The organism is Ruminococcus sp. 210702-SL.1.03 (assembly GCF_020559915.1).
GTDB lineage: Bacteria > Bacillota > Clostridia > Oscillospirales > Ruminococcaceae > YE71.
Genome location: NZ_JAJCLZ010000010.1, coordinates 84,239 through 102,494 on the forward strand (window position 1 = coordinate 84,239; position 18,256 = coordinate 102,494).

Sequence of the window (18,256 nt, forward strand, 5' to 3'; positions counted from 1 at the left end):
AGAATGATTAGCGTTAGCGTAGAGAACTACAAAGGCGAGAAATTGCAGCTAACAAATAGCGAATATTTCGACATAACGAACGTAACAGGTCTTAACCCTCAGACAGCAAGCATTATTTTCACCGAATTGGCGGGAATGGACGGCAGCCGCTACAATAGCGGACGCATACCGAAGCGTAACATAGTTATAACATTGTGCTACAAGCCGCCTATTGAAGAAAATCGAAACATGATTTATAGATTTTTCGCGCCTAATTCGGCGGTAAGGCTATATTTTGAAACCGACAGCAAAAGCGTATATATTGACGGCTACACCGAAGCGAACGAAGTCGGGCTATTTACGCGAAGTCAGCAATCGCAAATATCTATAATCTGCCCTAACCCGTATTTCAAGAGTGCGGCGGGTATAAACGTTAATTTTTCCGATACTATAAGCTTGTTTGAATTTCCGTTCAGTATTCCCGCGGCGGGCATAGAGTTTTCAAAAATTACAAAACGTTCAAATGTTGTTATAAACGCGGGAGAAATCGCGACGGGCGCTATATTCACGCTGACGGCGCGAACGTCGCAGATACTTAACCCGAAGATCTACAACAATACGACAAACGAATTTTTCGGGCTTGACGTTGACCTAGACGCGGGCGACGTTGTAACGATCAACACTAATGCAGGCGAAAAGGCGGTAATGCTACGGCATAACGGCGCTATAAGCAACATTATTAGCAGCCGTCAAAGCGGTTCTAAGTGGCTGCAACTTATTTCGGGAGAAAACGAAATATCGTATAGCTGCGACGAAGGCGCGGAAAACCTAGCCGTTAACGTTCGTTCTGCGGCGTGTTATTGGGGGCTGTAATATGGATGTATATATTTTAAATACCAGCTTTAAAGAAATCGGGGTTATTGACGTTTATCAATCGTTAATATGGACGACGCGCTACTACGAAAGCGGCGATTTTGAATTATATATGCCCGCGACAGAAACCGCGCTTGAAATCCTGCAAATAGGAAATTATGTTGAACGCGGCGGCGACGAAAACACAATGATAATTGAAAAGCTGGAGATCAAGACCGACACGGAAAACGGAAATTACATTATAGCGTCGGGGCGTGATTTAAAATCAATCCTTGACCGCCGCGTAATTATTCCGCAGCAGAATATTAGCGGGCTTGTACTAACGGAATTATATTCGCTAATAAATACGATCTGCGGCAATGCAGCGGAAGCGGCGCGGAAATTCCCGAATTTCAAAACGGCTACAATATCGCAGCCGCCGCAGGACACTATAAACGCGCAAGTTACGGGCGACGTGCTATATAACTACATTGTTGAGGTTTGTAAAACATACGGCTACGGCTGGAAGATCACCCGCAGCGGAACGAATTTGACGTGCGAAATATTCGTAGGTGTATCGCGCCCGCTTGTTCACTTTTCGCCCGAATTTGATAATTTGATTAACACAGATTATGTTATCAACGCGACGAACTATAAAAACATGGCGTATGCACTAGGCGAAGGAGAGGGAACGGCGCGAAAAAGCCGCCCTATCCCGACTAAACAGCCGCAGGGAATGAACCGCCGCGAAATGTATGTTGACGCGCGCGACGTTTCAAGCAATGAAGGTGCAATTTCATTGCCCGACTATATGAATTTGCTATATCAGCGAGGAAGCGAAAAGCTAGCAGAAAATCCAATCACGCAAGACTTTTCGGGAAGCGTAATATCAGATATTTATAAATATAAAACTGATTACAACGTCGGCGATATTGTGACGGTTGAAAACGAATATAGAATTACAGCGGAAACGCGAATAATTGAAATGATTGAAAGCTGGAGCGCGGACAAAATGTATACCGCTATACCGACTTTCGAGAATTGGGAGGTAACGGCATGAGCATAACAAGCGGATTTTTTAACAGCGTGGACGGCGACAGAACATATAATGCGCGTGATATGTCAATGTATCTTCGCGGGCTAATTTCTGACGGCGTATTTGAAAACGTTGACGGAAAACTACAAGTAACCGCAGGAAGCGGAATGGCTGTAAACGTTGCAAGCGGCAGGGCGGTTATTGACTGTCAATGGGTTAATAACGACGCTACGGAAACGCTGGCGATAGACCCCGCCGAAGTCGGAAAAAAGCGGTACGACGTAATAGCCTTGCGGCTGGATATGACGGAAAGCGGGCGCGCTATTTCCCTTGTAGTCAAAAAAGGCACGGCGGCAGCGACTAACCCGACCGTTCCCGCTAGGACGTGGACGGAAAACATAAAAGAATTGTTCTTAGCCCGCGTTACGATCAATTCAAATACTACGGCTATATCGCAGGCGTTAATTTCAGATCTGCGCGGTACTGCCTATTGTGGTTACGTTACGGGGCTTATAGATCAAGTAGACACGGCGCAGCTATTCGCGCAGTATAAAACGGCGTGTGAAACCTACTACGAAGAAATGACGACGAAATTTGACGCGTATATGTTGCAGCAGCAGCAGGCGTTTAATTCGTGGTTTTCAACGTTAACAGAGCAATTACACGTTGACACGTCAATAGTTAAATATCAGTATTCGGCTACGATCAATGATGCAAGCGGATATATTGACAATATAACAATGCCTATAAGCGAATACACGGAAGGCGATATTATTTTCTTGCATATCGGCGGCGTGCTGCTTGTTGAGGGAACGGAATTTATAATAACCAAAGTCGGCACGGAATATATTATAAGTTTCCCGAACAGGCTTAAAGCAGGAAGTAACGGAATACCAATCGCTATTATTGTGATTAAGTCGGTAATCGGCGAAGGCATTTTGTCAAACGAAATAGATCTGATAAACGGGGAGGTAATTTAATGAGTTGTGACATGACGAAATTAAAATATCTCAAAGCAACAAAACAGTTGCTTCGCGAGAAAATCGACCCGAAAGGGGCGAAAATAACGGACGAAACACCATTCCGATCATACGTTGATTATATCAGTGGGGGCGGAACGCCAAAGGTAGCCTCTGCGGTGGCGGAGGGGGTAGTGGGCATAGTTGGAAACGCGACAAAAATTGAGGAGGAATAGTAATGGCAATAGAAACAACATATTTCACAGGTACGACCGCCGCAGCGAACTACGCTGAGGTGTCAGCGTGGCTGACGGCTAATGCGGTTGACTATTTTGATACAATTGATGTTCCGTCGGGCGGGCAAGAGGTAAGCTGTAAAGTCGGCGATGTAACAGCGTTTAAACTCGATTGGGGAACCGATTATGACACTCAGCGCTCTTTTCAAGTAACCGCGAAAAATGGTGCTAATATAAACAGCGGGTATCGATACGTTCATAACAAATGCTGCTGGCGCTATGGGTACAAGACTGACAACGGAATAGCAATTTGTAATAATCAAACGAATGCTTTTCAATCATCTATTTTTATTTCTAAAGATAATAATGGCGATTTGATTTTTGCAGTGTTAAAGCCTGATAGTCCAAATTTAAATTCTCCTAGCAATTGGGCGGAGTTTCTTGATTTTAATTCGCTGGCTTCTATTAAAACTGAGGGCAGCAACAATTCTGACCCTTTAGCACGGCATCGTATAAATGGTGCATTATCAGCTTCCATGACGGCACTCGTGCCTATCGTTTCGGATGTCAAAACATATTGCGACAAAGTCGTGACAACGCCGTTTTCGCAATATAGTAATCTGTGCTGGGGTACTATCGACATATCCGGCACGAAATACGTTTACAACGGCGTGTTCGCGCTAAAAGAATAATTAACGTATATTTACAGAAATGTAAGTATAGAAGATTGGCGAGTTGTCAAATAATTGTCAAGTCGCGTCAAAAAAATGCTGAAAAATAGTATAAGAAATTGAATATTTGAACATTATTTTGATTTTGAAAATAATAAAAAACCCTTGATTTTGCTGAAAACCAGTAAAACCAAGGGTTTAATATTTGGTGGAGCATAGGGGATTCGAACCCCTGACCCCAACACTGCCAGTGTTGTGCGCTACCAACTGCGCTAATGCCCCGAATTGACAATAACATTTTACCACAAAATCTTGTCTGTGTCAAGTATTAAAATGAATATATGAGTAATAAATTAAAAATATACTGTTAATTATTCGATGGGTGAATCTGCCTGCAAATTCATATATGAATTAAATGTAAAATAAGTTGCTAGCCTATTGACAAATTGTCTTAACTATGATATAATTTAATACTACCCGAAAGGAAGTGAGGTATGTGGCGGAAAGCAAAAACCAGTCTACAAAGCAGATCGCTGACAATCGAAAGGCTTACCATGAGTATTTTGTGCTTGAAAAATTCGAGTGCGGGATAGAGCTTTGCGGCACCGAAGTCAAGGGCATTAGAAACGGCAGCGTTAATCTGAAAGACGCTTGGTGCTCGATCGAGGACGGGGAGTGCTTTGTTAAAGGAATGCACATATCTCCTTACGAAAAAGGTAATATTTTTAACCGCGACCCGCGTCGCGAACGCAGGCTTTTACTGCACAAGCAGGAAATTCATAGGCTGCTTGGCAGAGTTCAGCAGGAGGGGCTTACGCTGATACCGCTTTCTTTGTATTTTAAAGGAAGTCGTGTAAAGCTCTGCATGGGACTTTGTAAAGGTAAAAAGCTTTACGATAAGCGCGACGACATGGCGAAAAAGGCGGCTCAGCGCGACATCGAGCGCGCGATCAAGAACCGCGGCTAACACGGGGGCGTAAAGGTTTCGACGGGGATCTTGAAGCATGATAAGCGAGTAGAGGAGCGCACCCTCTCTAAACGGCGTACGTTTTAAAATTAGACGACAACGATAATTTTGAATTAGCTGCTGCTTAAGTCAGCGCTCGTCTTGCCCTTGAGTACCACGGCTTGGGTAAAGGCGTCGATTAGTGGTGAACGTCATTGGGCGAAGGCTGTGACCCTTTGATGTATTACGGTCTACTGATCTGTCGCGCGTGTCTGTTTGCGCGGCTTTGAGGGAATGGGCATTGCCGAAATAACAGAATACACTCGTAGAAATTCGTGGGGATAGGTTTTCGGACAGGGGTTCGACTCCCCTCGCCTCCATATTTCCATCTTATACCACTGTGATATTGATAGTATCACGGTGGTTTTTTATTTGCCATACGCCTTAGCCGAGCTGAAACGCTCATTTTTTTACAGACTTTTTCGTAGTGCCGTGTAATGATCGTTTTTCTTTTTATCCACATAACAAAAACCTCCCGCAGTGCAGATCTTCCACACCGCAGGAGGTTTTGATTTATCTTAAATTATCTATTCTTATACTTCCTGACGTAAACCGCCGTTACCGCGATAAGCACCGCGCTTACGTCGAGCGTGCTCTTTACGCCTGTGTTCGGATTTCAGGTGGAATTGTTCGAGCTGCCCGAACCGTTCGCCGATGAGCAGTTTGAACCCGCCGCGCTCGAGCTTGTCGAATTGCCCGTGCCGGTGCTGCTTGAAGCCGCCGAACTTGTCGAGCTATCAGCGCTCGAGTTGCCGGAGTTGTCCGAATTGCTCTCGGAATCTGCCGAGGAGCTTTCCGAACTGTCTGAGCTGTCCGTATCGGACGAGGAATCCTGCTCAGCGTCCGAATCGGTAACGTCGCTTACCGAGCTTGTGTCTGCGGAAGATGAATTGTCGGACGTACTTTCGAGCGCGTCACGCGAATCCGAACTGCTCGAATTGTCAGCCGCACTGGAATCGTTCGCGGCGCTAGATGTATCGTTTGTACTCGAAGTGTCTGCAACGCTTGAAGTATCTGCATCGCTAGAAGTATCAGCTACGCTCGAATTATCCGCAGCGCTCGAATTGTCCGTATCGCTGGTAACTACATCGGTCTGGCTGGAGCTGTCCACCGCGCCGGAGTCCTCCGTGGTCTTGTCAAGCTTGTTCTCGCACTCAGGGATAGCCGCGCTGTACGCCGCGTCAGACTGTCCCAGCAGCCTGTAAGCCGCCGCGCCCGAATTGTCTATCCTGCAAACGTAAACGCTGTCGCTAACCTTGTAGTCGTTCGGCGCATTGCTCTCCGCCATGTAGTAGATGTTGAAAGCTCCCGCCTCGGCCGGTACGCTCAGACCGTCATTGAAGCTTACCGAGAATTTTCCGTTGGTCACGATGGGCGAAGCCGCCGCGATAACGTCGCTAAGCTCAGCGTCGGCATAAAGTGTGAACTCCGTTGCCTGCGCTAACTCATCTCTCTGAGCCGTCGTAAGGTCGGCAAGGTCGGCGTTTTCATAAGTCTTGGTAAGCTTTACCGTCTGCGCCGTGATGGGGTCGTTGGGAACTTTGAGGTCGTTCAGACCTGCCTGTTCGCCGTCTATAAAGGTAACAGTGCCCTTGCCGCTTGCGTCAAAGCTTACCTCTACGCCGTAGATCTTGGTGTTTACTTCGTAGCCTGCGGGTGCTTGAAGCTCCTTGAAATAGTATGTGCCCGCTTCAAGTCCCTCAAATCTTACGATGCCGTCCGCGCCCGATTGGAAAGTATAGTTCGCACCGTCTTTCTGAACGGGTACTGAGCATATGCCGTCCTTGTACAGACCGAATACCGCGCCCTCGAGCGCTATGTTTTTGTCCGTTATCTTCTGAAACTCCACGCTTGTGGTCTTTACGTCGGGTTTGTAGGGCTGCGAGCTGTCAGAATTGCTCGAAGAATCGCTGCTCGATGTGTCCGAAGTGCTTGAATTATCCGCGCTGCTGGAAAAATCCGCAGCGCTCGAGCTGTCAGCTTTTGAGGAATCTGCCGATGAATCCGCAGCAGAGCTGTCCGCCGATGACGAATCATCGGGTTTTTCGGGTTCATAACCAAGCTCATTATAGGCGTAGAAGTGCGCCTCAGAGCTTTCGTCGTTGATGTCCGCCTCGCTAAGGGTCTTGCCTGCCGCCGCGAGCGCTTCCGACTGCTTTTCCACTGCCGTGAAAGCCGCGTCGAAGTCGATGTACTTGCCGTCTGACTTTACAGTTTTCAGCGAGCTGCCCCAGTTTTGCAGCTTTTCCACGCCGTCAACGTAGTAGAGAACATCGTTGCTGCCCTCGAATTTGTACAAACCGAAAGCCGCCGTAGCTTGGTCTATCTTGTTGATGAACGAGGGGGTGACCGCGCCGTTTCCGAACGAGTTGCCTTTATCCATAGTGCCGCCAACGGCTGCTGCGCCGACAGTATGGCCTCTGCCTTTGAGGTCGCCCTTGGTGAAATATTGGAAGTCACTAAGGATATTGCCAATGGTATACGCCTTATCGTAACGGTCGTCAGAACCAACGGCAAAGGCGTTTGCCGCGAATGTGCCCACAGCTATGGAAGCCGCAAGCAGGGAAGAGAGCACCCGTTTTACCAGCGGGTGTTTCTGCTTTGTTTTTTTTTATAAATCTGCCTGCTTGTCAACGGCATACCGCCAGAAATTTGCTAAATATTCGTGCTGTTTATATTCGTGCCGTTTTATGATGATATTATACAATATACCTTATATAATATATAGCGGCTCAAATTGCGCAAAAGCTGTTGACAAGGGTGCGCTTTTGTGTTACTATAAAACTGATACAACTTTTTTGGAGGGAAAATTTATGAAGTATACAAACCCGATAGTAAAGGGTTTTTATCCCGACCCCAGCGTTTGCTGCGCTGAGGGCAAATATTACATGGTGTGCAGCTCTTTTCAGTATTTTCCCGGAGTGCCGCTTTTTGAGAGCGCCGACCTAATCAACTGGGAGCAGATAGGCTATGTGCTCACCCGCGAAAATCAGGTTATGCTGGATAAAATAAACAGCTCAGGCGGCGTTTTCGCGCCTACTATCCGCTACAACGACAGCAGATTCTACATGGTCACTACCAACGACACCACTCATCAGAATTTTTACGTCTATACCGATGACATTCGCGGCGAATGGTCTGACCCGATATACGTCGACCAGGGCGGCATAGACCCTTCGCTTTATTTTGAGGACGGCAGGACGTTTTTCATCAGCAACGGCGTTGACGATGAGGGCAAGAGCGGCGTTATACAGTGCGAGATAGACATTGCTACGGGCAAAAAGCTGACGGCGGGCAAGTGCATATGGCAAGGCTCGGGAGGCAGATATCTTGAAAGCCCGCATATGTACAAAATTGGCGAATGGTACTACCTCATGGCGGCTGAGGGAGGCACTGAGTACGGACATATGGTGACCTGTGCGCGTGCAAAGTCGGTATGGGGCGAATTTATCGGCAACCCGAACAATCCCGTGCTGACAAACCGCAACAAAGCGCCGTACATCATTCAGGGCATTGGCCACGGCGACATTATCTGCGGCGCGGACGGCAAGTGGCACATACTCACGCTCGGTTTCAGGCAGATACATATATGGCAGCCGTACCACCATTTGGGCAGAGAGGTGTTCCTTACGCCTGTGAAGTTCGGTGAGGACGGCTGGTTCACAGCGGGCGACGGCACTACGGACGAAAGCTACGAGATCGCGGGCGATTTTAAGCAGCGCGAGAAGAAGCTGTACACGTTTGAGAACACGAAGTGGAACGTTGACTGGAGCTATATGCGCCGTCCGGAGCTTAGCAATTACGAGCTGGGTGAGAACAGCGCGGTGCTTCACGGCTGCGCGCTCACGCTGGACGATGTAGATTCGCCGACATTCATAGCGCTGCGCCAGCGGGATTTCCGTTCGCAGCTGAGCGTAGACCTCACGCTTGACGGCGGCGAGGCGGGCGTTACGGTGTATTCCTGCGAAAACGAGCACTACGACCTTTGTCTGCGGAAGCAGGGCGGTGAGCTGAAGGCGGTGCTGAAGCTGAACATCGGCGGCATAAAGCACACGCAGGCTGAGATCTCGCTTGGCAACGCGGATTCGGCGAAGCTGATAGTGCGCAGCGCCGAGCTTTTCTACAATTTCTACGTTCAGGTAGGCGGCGAGGAGCGTGAGTTGGGCTTTGCGCAGAGCAAGTATCTCTCGAGCGAGGTATCGGGCGGATTCACGGGCGTTATGCTGGGTATTTACGCGGCAGACGCGGCGGGCGGCAGCCGTGCAGAGTTCAAGAATTTCGAGCTGAAATACGAATAATACAGACATAGCAATTGAGCAGACGTACCGAGATGGGTGTCTGCTTTTTTTGTGTATAAAGCTTTAATAAAGTTTATAATTGAAATATATCGTTAAACGCTTGACAGAAACACGATGTTGTGATATAATATCAAAGTACCAATGAGAACTAAATATCACACAGGGGTATAGCTCAGATGGTAGAGCAGCGGTCTCCAAAACCGCGTGCCGAGGGTTCGATCCCTTCTGCCCCTGCCAAATGAAATTTGCGTGAGAGCACTATGCTTTCACGCTAGATTTCTATTATTGCAAGGTCTGTCGGTCAAGATAGATCCACAAATAATTATGAACCTATCTCAGCCGACAGAACGGCTGAGTATATAAAGGCAGATTTCGCTGCCGATTGTTATCTAGCTAGTTGATCTCCCATCATGCTTCGGTCTGCTAAGGACAGCCTTGTTTATCAGTATTCAAAGGCTTGCATGACATTTCATCGACTTTCGCTGTATCGGCACATAGGCGGCTTGCCTTATCGCCATACTGTTGGTTTTCGGTTTGCTGTGGCTCACGCCGGTGTTATCTCTGAAATTTTAATGCCTTATCGGTCGAATAAAGAAAGAACCCGCGTGTATCATCGCACACTCGATACAACTGAACACACTGTGATCTCTGCCGCTCCCATTCTGTATAGGCAGGGGACAGTATGAATATTTCGATGAAAACTTTCCACTTTCATTCTGTTTAGGAAAGGGTATTTCATATGGATATTATGCCTGTTGGAGCAGGCTCATATATATCAAATTTCAAGTTGCTTACGGCTTGCAAGTTGTTAAGCAATGCGAACCTGTATTATGTAGAAAGACAAAGACTTCTCAGCGGAACACGCACAAGAAGCCTTGACAAACTCTCTATATTATGCTATAATGGGTAGCGTAATACCGAAACTAAGTCTTGACGGAAGTGCGAATTCCGTTGAAGATTAAGGGCTGTTTGACGCTTGCCGGCGTTGAGCAGCCTGTTTTGTTTTCTACTCATATATTATTGTAACATATTCTTCCTAGAATGTCAAGGGGGAATATTATATTTTTTTACTTTTAGGTGGTAAAAATTAAGCGGAGTGTGACAATATGAAAAAATATTTATTATTTAGAAAGCTTTTGACGCTGACATCTGCAGTAGGGATATTATTCTCTTTTGGCGGAAGCACTATTATCAAGACGCACGCTATGGTGGCGGTCGATCCAAATAACACCTATTATGATCCCCATGAAACGACTGCTTCGACCTCATATCAGCTTCAATCCGGAGATTATTATTATGAGTTAATGCCGGATAATTCAGTCAAGATCGATTTATACGCCGGCTCTGATACTGAACTTGTTTTACCTGATAACATTGACGGCAAGAAGGTTTCGACTTTGGGAACAAAAATGTTTTTTAACAGCAATATCAGAGATTCTATTACTAAAGTTGTTGTGCCGGAAGGCGTTACAGATATTGATGGGGCGGCGTTTTTCGGCTGTTCTTCTTTGAACGAAGTTTCATTGCCGAGTACATTGCAGGAAATAAGATACGGAGCATTCTATAATTGTGCTGCGCTCTCTAATATAACAATACCTGCAAGTCTTACAAAAATTGGTGCCGGTGCTTTTAAAAGGACAAAATGGCTGTCGGAAAGAATAAATGAAAACCCCATTGTTGTGGTAAACGGGGTTCTGATAGACGGTTCTCAGTGCACAGGTGATGTTGTGATACCTGATAATGTAACGACAATTGCAAACGCCGCTATCCCATCTTCTGATAATATATCAAGTGTTACCGTTCCTAAAAGCGTTAGTGATCTCGGAAATTTAGGATTCGGCAGCGAATTTGTTCTTTCCGATTCTGGAGAAATGACCGCAAGTGTTCGTACTGCTCTGGACAATTTTACGATTTATTGTTATAAAGACTCTGCGGCGGAGCAATATGCCGTAGAGAATGAGTTATCATATGAGGTTTTAGATGATTCGGTGGTAATGGATAGTAGTGTGACAGATAGTGCGGAAAGTTTGAACGATAATTCAGAGCCTAATGAGTCATTAAATAGCAGTAGTTCTGAAATTATCACAAGCGTATCCGAAATTGGATCGACACCCACTGATAGATTAGATACTAAAGATGAAAGCTCTAAAGCTGCAGATGATAAGGCTGATAACAATACAATATACATAGTTCTGATAATCTCAATATTTACTTTAGCAGCCGTAATAGTGATATGTACGGTTGTGAATGTGAAGAAAAAGAAATGATAGGCTGACATAATCAACTTCTCCCCCACTGGGGAAGAAGTTGCCTAAGAAAAAGCCGCCGACAATTCTTCCAGTCAGCGACTTTTGTGTTTCACATTTTTCATGTCTTAAATTAAACTGTCATTTACTTTTTGTTTATTCAAATATTCCTTCGATAGCTTTGCCGGCTTTGCGGTTTTCGGCGCTGAGCTGATGCGAATAGATACGCAGTGTAATACTCGGATCTGAATGTCCCAGTCTGCCCGCTATCGTTGTTATCGGTGTGTTCGCAGCAATGAGCAGCGAGGCGTTAGTGTGCCGCAGCGAATGTACGCAGCAGTCGGGAAGTCCGTGCCGCTCAACAAAACGGTGAAAGTACTTCGTTACAGACGTTGGGTTTATCGGACGTCCATCGTCGGTGGTAAAGAGTCTGCCTGTTTCGATCCAGCCGCTGCCGTATTCTGCGCGCTGCTTGTTCTGGCGTTCACGATGAAGATCGAGGAGTTTGGCGACGGCTGTTCCAAAGGCTATGGTGCGTCTGCCTTGACGTGTTTTTGGAGTGTCGGTATAAACGCCCTTCGCAGGCAGATAGTTGCTCGTGCGTCTGATACTCAGCGAGCCGTGCTCAAAGTCTATATCCTGCCACTCCAGACCGCAGGCTTCTCCGCGCCGCATACCTGTAAACATTATCAGCTTCAATATCGCGGCATACGGGTATGCTCCGTAGCCGTCAAGCAGCCGCATAAGCTCTTTGGCTTCGTCGGCTTCAAGGTATCTCGCTTCGGCAGCTTCGTCAAGCTTCGGCGGTCTTACACGCAGCATTATGTTGTCCTGTATCAGCTCATCAAACATCGCGTCTTTGATTATAGAGTAGAGCAGTCTGTGGTAATGGACTATGGTCTGTGGAGATAGTCTGCCGCTCTGCTGTGTGAACAGACTCTCTGCCGGCATACCGATCGTTTTTGCGATCTTTTCGGCTGTTTTGGGCTTTACTTTCTTGCCCGCTCTCAAAGAATCGGCTGTTCCCATGCCTACCCCTGCTTTATTAACTATCTCGGGTCTTGTATAGCGGCTTTTGAGTATGTGGACGCACTCTTTTGTTGGTATGAATCTGCTGTCTAAACGTTTGCATTCTCTCAGCTCGTCGTAAAAATAATATACGTCGGCAGGCGTAAGCTCTGAAAGCAGCTCTTCTCCCAGATATTCAGTTATACGCACGCAAAGTCCCTCGTAGCGCGTATATGTACTTGCTTTGATCTCGTTTTTCTTTCTCGGCAGCCAGTGTTCTAAAATATAAGCCGATAATTTTATGTAACTTTTTATTTTCATTATCAATATCTCCCTACAATTGAAAAAATGTGAAACATAGATATAATATCACTTTATTCGACCATAATCAAGCTTTATTATCTGTCTAAAAGAAAAAAGCCCGCGCGGCTCATTCAATAGGCGGCAGAGTAAGCGTCATATATAGCCCGAACGTAATATATCTATACTGTGTATAGTAATTTAGATCATGTTTTTTTTCTTTGACAGATATAGAGATAGTGGGTTACAAACAGAGGTTACAGATCAGCCCCTACCCCTATATAGATCATGGTCTACATCGTTCTTTATTTATATACAAAAACTTAATATAATGAGCAAGACTTTTCTTGCAAATATCTGTAACATAATATATAAGTTTTTTCTTATTGGTATAGGTCATAGACTTATACGCTTGAGTCATCGCTCCGCTAAGGCGATGGCTCATTTTTTTATATATCCTTTTGCTGCGAATGTAGACCACAACGAAATATGTATTGTCGGTATAGTCGCCGCAGCGTGTTTTCTTGCGCTGCTTGTATACCAGTCTGAGCCTTACCAGTTCATTTATGATAGCTGATATGCGGCTGCGGCTGACACCGGTGATACGCTGCAGATCAGAAAGGCTTTGATAAAAACTATTGCAGCTGCCGCCTCTGAGTCGGCAGAACCATACATATATCTGAAAGGCTTTTGGGCTTAGCTGCTCAAAGGCTCTTTTGTTTATGGAGAAATAACCTCTGTCGCAGGCAAAGTCTTTTATTGTGTATATATACGTTCCCAGAGTGCCGTTTGAGCGGTGGGGGCGGTGCATGGAGATAACTAACCCATCGTTGCAAAGACGCTGCATAGAGCGGCGCACAGTAGCAACTGAGCAGCCGCATATATCAGCAAGCGTTTTTTCTTTGATAGATAATTCATAGCCCTTTGAGTTGCGCTTTGTGAAGCTGCCTATCATGCTGTAAAACTTGCAGGCTATCATCAGATCTGTTGCTTTAGTATATCTGTCTAAGAAAAAATTAGGTATCAGCATATTTCATTTCCTCGTCGTTTATGTATTTTTCTACTGCTGCCCATTCGTCGTCAGTAAAGTTGCTGCGTATCGTGGGACGTTTCTGTATCTTTTTGACGTATGCTCGCAGATCGGTGTACAGCGACTGATCCAGATAATACTGGAATTCGCCGGAGGTAAGCATATTGAGCTTGCTTACAGCGGCTTCGGCGTCGGTATAGCTGCGTTCGTCGCCGTATTCATAGGGACTGCCGGCTACATAATCATCTGCGTACTCTTCATCGCCATCATCTGCTTTTTGAACAAAAGACTCGCCGTAAGCGTCAGCAAAGATCTTGCGCTTCTCGTTCTCGCGAAATTCACGTTTGTTTTTCATTTCTTCCTGATATACGAACACGTCGCGCTGAGCAGCGCTTGCCTTTTTCTCGTATTCGAGTGCCTCAGTATACATCGACTCCGGTACGTTGTCGCCGTTTTCCTGCATGGTTCGGATACGGCTCATGATCGCATACTGTTTATTGATATACTCATTAGCTTTGTGCTGCAGCTGATCGAGGCGATACTGCAATCCTATATCGCCCAGATCGTCCCATATACTATCCAGCGGGAACAGGATCGTATCTAAACTGCAGTCAGATACATTCAGTGGTATCTGCATTCTGGGTATTCGAGCCGGCTTGTCTTTGATCTTAAAATACGGAGTGATAACGGTATTGATAGGGTCGCAGCGCTGCTTTTTAACAACGGCAGAACAGAATTTTAGGCGTGAGAGCTGCGAAGCGTCCAGCAGGGCTTTCCCATCGATACGCTCGCCTTGATGATTTAGAAAGCCGTAAACATCTCCGCTGAACGTCAAGTAATCGACGGTTTTATTTCCAAGTCCCTCGCTGAAATACTTGTTTGTTTTGTTAGACAAAGAATTGATATAGATCTGTATACCGCAGCCGCCTGAGATCGAATCTTCTTCATTCTTATATCGTTTTAACTGCCCAAGATCCTGCAAGAACAGATTAAAAAGTATATTGCAGCCGGCGCATACGTTTAGCTTTTGTGAAAGCTCGTGTATCAGCGGCATTTGACCAAATTCGTTCAGAAAAAACTCTATTCTGCGTTTGTATTTTCCGTTTGGCTGATTACGAGCATTTTTCGCTAACATCATGTAGCACTGGTCGATAAATATGGAGGCTATGATATGACGCGACTTTTCTTCATGCGGTGTAACAAGGTAGATTATGCAGGGACGTTCTTCATTAGTGAGGTCGTTGAAATCTATGTCGTTAAAAGCGGTGATCTTTTGTATGCCCATATCAGTACCGAATATTGCGAGTTTTGAGGACAGTACGGTAAAAATAGATGATCTCGTTTCACCCTCAGAAAACTTTGAGGTGGTGTATGCCAGCTTTGCGAGCGAACCGGTAGGAAGTTTACTGAATAGCTCGTCCAGCGCGTTTGCCATTCTTTTCTGACCGTTTGCGTCTGTTATTACGGTGTTGTATGTGCCAAATTCGAGGAAAAAGTTATAGATGCTAAACATATTTACCAATTGCATTTTGTTCATCTCATATCCTCTGTCTAAAAAATAATATATCATGGCGCAGAGCAGCGAGCGGGAAGAGTCAGTCCATACTGCTTCTGATTTTTCATCGTCTGTAAGGCAGTGAGCATATGATTCAACGAGTTTTGACGTATCTGAAAGATCTCCGTCGCTTTCTCTTGCTGAGATATATTCGCTTTTTATGATGAATAACGGATCCCAGTGCAGCGAGTGGTCTGTATCGATCAGATCCAGCACGAGAACTTTATATCCGTTGCGCACAAAGTCGGTATATGTCTGCTCGAGCATTTCGCCTTTCATATCGTTTGCTATAATGCTGGGCTTCGCCTTTGAATTTGCCATCAGCCGCATAGAGGGAAGTACAAAGCATTCGTCTTTACCCGATCTTGTAGCGCCTACTATCATTGTGTTAAACGTATCAGGCTCGATATAGTAAACACCGTCTTTTTCACCGATAAGCAGTCCTGCTTTTTCGGCAGACTTTATATCGTCCATCTTGACCGGATAGAAATGCTCCGCGAGCTCGTTTTCCGTCATGAATTTATTATCGCCCTTTATATTTTTGCTGTCATTTTTCATACGATACAACGTGTGCAGCTTGACAGAAGCACCAAGCCCAACGACAAGCGAGAGCAGCACGAGCAGGATAAACAGTTGGATATTCGCCGGTATGATAATATCCCAGGGCATAAAATGACTTGATATAAAGCTGCTGTTTTTCATTACTTTATGCAATGATTTTATGATAAATTTCAGGCAGCTGTTGCTTGCACAATAAAAGATGATCGAGGCTGTGGCAAATTGTTTCACCCGCACGTCTCGGCGTTCCTTATCCGTTTCTATCGGTGTTTTGCTTACAGCGTTAAGAGCCTTCATGCAAAGATCCCATATCCAGCCATAAACAAATAATACTTTGGCTATCAAGGCGTTTACTATCTTCTTTAATTTTTCCATACCGGACGTTCCTTTCAATTATGGGGTTATAGGCTTACAGAGCTGTTGTTCTGTATTTTCTGTTTTTCCTGATCTTTTTCAAACTCTCTCATTAGACGAGCGGTGCGAGCCTCTTCTGATTTTAGCGTGCTGCGCAGCATATTGTTAGTGCGTTTAAGTACTGATGATTGCGATATGCCTTTACTTATCACTGTTTGAGCGATATTGGCGCTTCTCACGACGGCATATGTCCTCTGCTTATCAAATTGGCGCATGATCTTTTTGGCTGTCTTATTGCCATTATCCGCTGCATTTTTTATCCAAAGCGTGGCAGCCATTCTCTGCCCTTGCTTATACAACATTAGCGCATACGCGATCTGACCGTTCTGATTGCCCCTTTCCGCCGACATTTTAAAATACTCCATCGCTCTATCTGTTTTATTTTCAGACAGATAGACCTTTCCTAGCAAATATTGTGAATTTGAGTTATTGTGTTCTGTTGCAGACTTTTCAAGGTAGTATTTAGCCTTAGAACGGCTGTCGGTATCATCAAATTTGCTGTAATATCTGCCTAAAAAGAAAAAAGCGGGGTCGAAGTTATCTAACGCTGCCTGCTGCAAAAATTCAATACCTGTTTTTATATCTGCAGAAGCATTATTATCTAATAAGATCCTGCCTGCATAGTAAGCTGCAAATGTGTTGCCGTTTTCCGCAGACTGTTTAAAATACTGATAAGCAGTCCGTTTGTCATCTGCGGAAAGATAGATCTTTCCCAACTGGTATTGTGCATTTGGATCTCCGCATTTAGCAGACTTCTTAAAGTATGTGATCGCTTTCTCAATATCGTATTTATTGCTGTTTGAATCTGAATAGATTTTTCCGAGCAGATACCATGCTGCCTCATTGCCGCCCTTTTCAGCTCTTATGGCGTAGTATTCTGCTTTATCAATGTCTAAAGGTATACCGTAGTCATTCTTAAAATAAAGTCTGCCTAAACAAAGAGCAGAAGGGGTATCGGCAGCTTCATTTTTATCTGCTTCCTCGTGGAGCATTTTAAGTCCGGTGTCTATATCCTGATCGATATTTTCTCCGCTGATATACTGCATGGCATAAAAACGTTTTGCATTTATGTTGCCATATTCTATTGCTTTTCTCAAATATGATGATCCCTTTTCAACATCTCGCTTTTCGTAGTCACTGCTTATGAGCGTTTTTCCGTATTCATACAGACCGTTTTTATTATCCATTAAAGCCGACCGCTTAAAGTAATCAACAGCTTTTGCAATATCCTTTTCAGTTCCCAATCCGTTTTTATACATCATACCGATCTTGTAAAATAGATTATCGTCGGCACGGTCTTTGTTTTCAAGATCAAGAAATCCGTTCAGCGCCTTTTGATAATAGATATGCGCCAGATCTTTATCCGCGGCTACGCCCTCGCCGTTACTGTACATCTGAGCTATTGCATATGCTGCGTATGGCTGTCCCTGCTTATCAGCATTACTGTACCATCGAAATGCTTCTGAAAGATCCTTTTCAACTCCGTTTCCGTAGTAGTACATATTCGCTAAGCTGAATTGCGCAAACTTATTTCCCTTGACAGCAGATTTTGAAAACCAATCAAAAGCTTGTTTAAGATCCTTTTCAGTGCCCAACCCATAGCAGTACATTTTACCGATACGATATTGTATATACGCCGTCATATCGCCGGCAGTAGGCTCTATTTTCAAAAATCCATCTAAAGCTTGTTTGTAATATTTAGCTGATAGCTCATCATCTTTCCGTTGCAGCAGATCGGAGGCATACAGCTTACCAAGATCAAATACAGCAAGCAGATTACCTTTAGAGGCTTCTGACTTATACAGTACGGCTGCACGCTTTATATCTTCTGCGCTCGAATCTTTTTTGTACACCAGTCGGGCTGTTTCTTTGTAATCTTTACTCCACTTTATATAACAGTCATTACTTGTTTCTTTTTCAGACAGATACGGCACGTTTTCCGCATAGTATTCATCATCAACAGGCGGGACGTCGGCTTCTGAATAGCTATACTCTATGTCAACTTCTTTTTCAGACAGATACGGAACATTTTCTGCATAGTATTCATCATCAGCAGGCGGGACGTCGGCTTCTGAATAGCTATACTCTATGTCAACTTCTTTTTCAGA

12 protein-coding genes, 2 tRNA genes, 1 other RNA gene and 1 pseudogene are annotated in these 18,256 nt (G+C 45.1%); 10 read left to right on the plus strand and 6 right to left on the minus strand.

Annotation, left to right across the window (positions count from 1 at the left end):
* The first annotated feature begins 3 nt into the window (after nt 1-3).
* From LI114_RS07205 to LI114_RS07225, 5 genes are read left to right on the plus strand one after another with little or no spacing between them, the layout of a single operon-like run.
* A complete protein-coding gene (locus LI114_RS07205; RefSeq protein WP_227220100.1) occupies nt 4-852 on the plus strand; it encodes a phage distal tail protein in 849 nt (282 codons plus the stop codon).
* A 1-nt stretch (nt 853) separates the two neighbouring features.
* On the plus strand, nt 854-1,891 hold the full coding sequence (locus LI114_RS07210; protein ID WP_227220101.1) for a siphovirus ReqiPepy6 Gp37-like family protein: 1,038 nt from the start codon (nt 854-856) through the stop codon (nt 1,889-1,891).
* Nucleotides 1,888-2,847, plus strand: coding sequence for a hypothetical protein (locus tag LI114_RS07215; RefSeq protein WP_227220102.1), 960 nt, complete (start codon nt 1,888-1,890; stop codon nt 2,845-2,847). The genes LI114_RS07210 and LI114_RS07215 overlap by 4 nt, the downstream gene beginning before the upstream one ends.
* Nucleotides 2,847-3,062 carry a hypothetical protein gene (locus tag LI114_RS07220; RefSeq protein WP_227220103.1) on the plus strand — a complete coding sequence of 72 codons (216 nt, stop codon included), beginning with the start codon at nt 2,847-2,849 and terminating at the stop codon, nt 3,060-3,062. The genes LI114_RS07215 and LI114_RS07220 overlap by 1 nt, the downstream gene beginning before the upstream one ends.
* Before the next feature lie 2 nt (nt 3,063-3,064).
* The gene (locus LI114_RS07225) at nt 3,065-3,754 is read left to right on the plus strand and encodes a hypothetical protein (protein ID WP_227220104.1); all 690 of its coding nucleotides are present in this window, start codon (nt 3,065-3,067) and stop codon (nt 3,752-3,754) included.
* Between the two features lie 185 nt (nt 3,755-3,939).
* Here LI114_RS07225 and LI114_RS07230 read toward each other — a convergent pair.
* Nucleotides 3,940-4,015 (minus strand) — tRNA-Ala (locus LI114_RS07230).
* A gap of 214 nt (nt 4,016-4,229) precedes the next feature.
* On the opposite strand from LI114_RS07230, the gene smpB reads away from it, so the two are divergent.
* Nucleotides 4,230-4,700 carry an SsrA-binding protein SmpB gene (gene smpB / locus LI114_RS07235; protein ID WP_022128015.1) on the plus strand — a complete coding sequence of 157 codons (471 nt, stop codon included), beginning with the start codon at nt 4,230-4,232 and terminating at the stop codon, nt 4,698-4,700.
* Between the two features lie 3 nt (nt 4,701-4,703).
* Nucleotides 4,704-5,062, plus strand: a transfer-messenger RNA (tmRNA) gene (gene ssrA / locus LI114_RS07240).
* Between the two features lie 293 nt (nt 5,063-5,355).
* On the opposite strand, the gene LI114_RS07245 is transcribed toward ssrA, so the two are convergent.
* Nucleotides 5,356-7,314, minus strand: coding sequence for a SpaA isopeptide-forming pilin-related protein (locus LI114_RS07245; RefSeq protein WP_227220105.1), 1,959 nt, complete (start codon nt 7,312-7,314; stop codon nt 5,356-5,358).
* A 238-nt stretch (nt 7,315-7,552) separates the two neighbouring features.
* Between LI114_RS07245 and LI114_RS07250 the strand changes: the two genes are divergently transcribed.
* The 3 genes from LI114_RS07250 to LI114_RS07260 all read left to right on the plus strand — a co-directional run bounded on the left by LI114_RS07250 (nt 7,553) and on the right by LI114_RS07260 (nt 11,304).
* Nucleotides 7,553-9,037 carry a glycoside hydrolase family 43 protein gene (locus tag LI114_RS07250; RefSeq protein ID WP_227220106.1) on the plus strand — a complete coding sequence of 495 codons (1,485 nt, stop codon included), beginning with the start codon at nt 7,553-7,555 and terminating at the stop codon, nt 9,035-9,037.
* Nucleotides 9,038-9,198: 161 nt separating this feature from the next.
* Nucleotides 9,199-9,274: transfer RNA gene (locus tag LI114_RS07255), tRNA-Trp, on the plus strand.
* Nucleotides 9,275-10,143: 869 nt separating this feature from the next.
* Nucleotides 10,144-11,304 (plus strand): leucine-rich repeat domain-containing protein, encoded by a 1,161-nt coding sequence (locus LI114_RS07260; protein ID WP_022126588.1) that lies wholly within the window; start codon nt 10,144-10,146, stop codon nt 11,302-11,304.
* A 135-nt stretch (nt 11,305-11,439) separates the two neighbouring features.
* On the opposite strand, the gene LI114_RS07265 is transcribed toward LI114_RS07260, so the two are convergent.
* The 4 genes and pseudogenes from LI114_RS07265 to LI114_RS07280 all read right to left on the minus strand — a co-directional run.
* Nucleotides 11,440-12,612, minus strand: coding sequence for a site-specific integrase (locus LI114_RS07265; protein WP_227220107.1), 1,173 nt, complete (start codon nt 12,610-12,612; stop codon nt 11,440-11,442).
* 265 nt (nt 12,613-12,877) lie between these two features.
* A complete protein-coding gene (locus LI114_RS07270) occupies nt 12,878-13,621 on the minus strand; it encodes a helix-turn-helix domain-containing protein (RefSeq protein WP_227220108.1) in 744 nt (247 codons plus the stop codon).
* Entirely contained in the window at nt 13,608-16,109 is a 2,502-nt protein-coding gene (locus LI114_RS07275) for a VirD4-like conjugal transfer protein, CD1115 family (protein ID WP_227220109.1), read from the minus strand. Before LI114_RS07275 ends, LI114_RS07270 begins: the two co-directional genes overlap by 14 nt.
* 26 nt (nt 16,110-16,135) lie before the next feature.
* A pseudogene (locus LI114_RS07280) lies at nt 16,136-18,256 on the minus strand (tetratricopeptide repeat protein); the annotation flags it as partial.

Excerpts from the sequence above, each read along its gene's own strand:
- LI114_RS07210 (WP_227220101.1), top strand. The coding sequence starts at position 854 with ATGGATGTATATATTTTAAATACCAGCTTTAAAGAAATCGGGGTTATT.
- LI114_RS07250 (WP_227220106.1), top strand. The coding sequence starts at position 7,553 with ATGAAGTATACAAACCCGATAGTAAAGGGTTTTTATCCCGACCCCAGC.
- LI114_RS07225 (WP_227220104.1), top strand. The coding sequence starts at position 3,065 with ATGGCAATAGAAACAACATATTTCACAGGTACGACCGCCGCAGCGAAC.
- LI114_RS07215 (WP_227220102.1), top strand. The coding sequence starts at position 1,888 with ATGAGCATAACAAGCGGATTTTTTAACAGCGTGGACGGCGACAGAACA.
- LI114_RS07260 (WP_022126588.1), top strand. The coding sequence starts at position 10,144 with ATGAAAAAATATTTATTATTTAGAAAGCTTTTGACGCTGACATCTGCA.
- LI114_RS07275 (WP_227220109.1), bottom strand. The coding sequence starts at position 16,109 with ATGGAAAAATTAAAGAAGATAGTAAACGCCTTGATAGCCAAAGTATTA.
- LI114_RS07205 (WP_227220100.1), top strand. The coding sequence starts at position 4 with ATGATTAGCGTTAGCGTAGAGAACTACAAAGGCGAGAAATTGCAGCTA.
- LI114_RS07270 (WP_227220108.1), bottom strand. The coding sequence starts at position 13,621 with ATGCTGATACCTAATTTTTTCTTAGACAGATATACTAAAGCAACAGAT.
- LI114_RS07265 (WP_227220107.1), bottom strand. The coding sequence starts at position 12,612 with ATGAAAATAAAAAGTTACATAAAATTATCGGCTTATATTTTAGAACAC.
- LI114_RS07220 (WP_227220103.1), top strand. The coding sequence starts at position 2,847 with ATGAGTTGTGACATGACGAAATTAAAATATCTCAAAGCAACAAAACAG.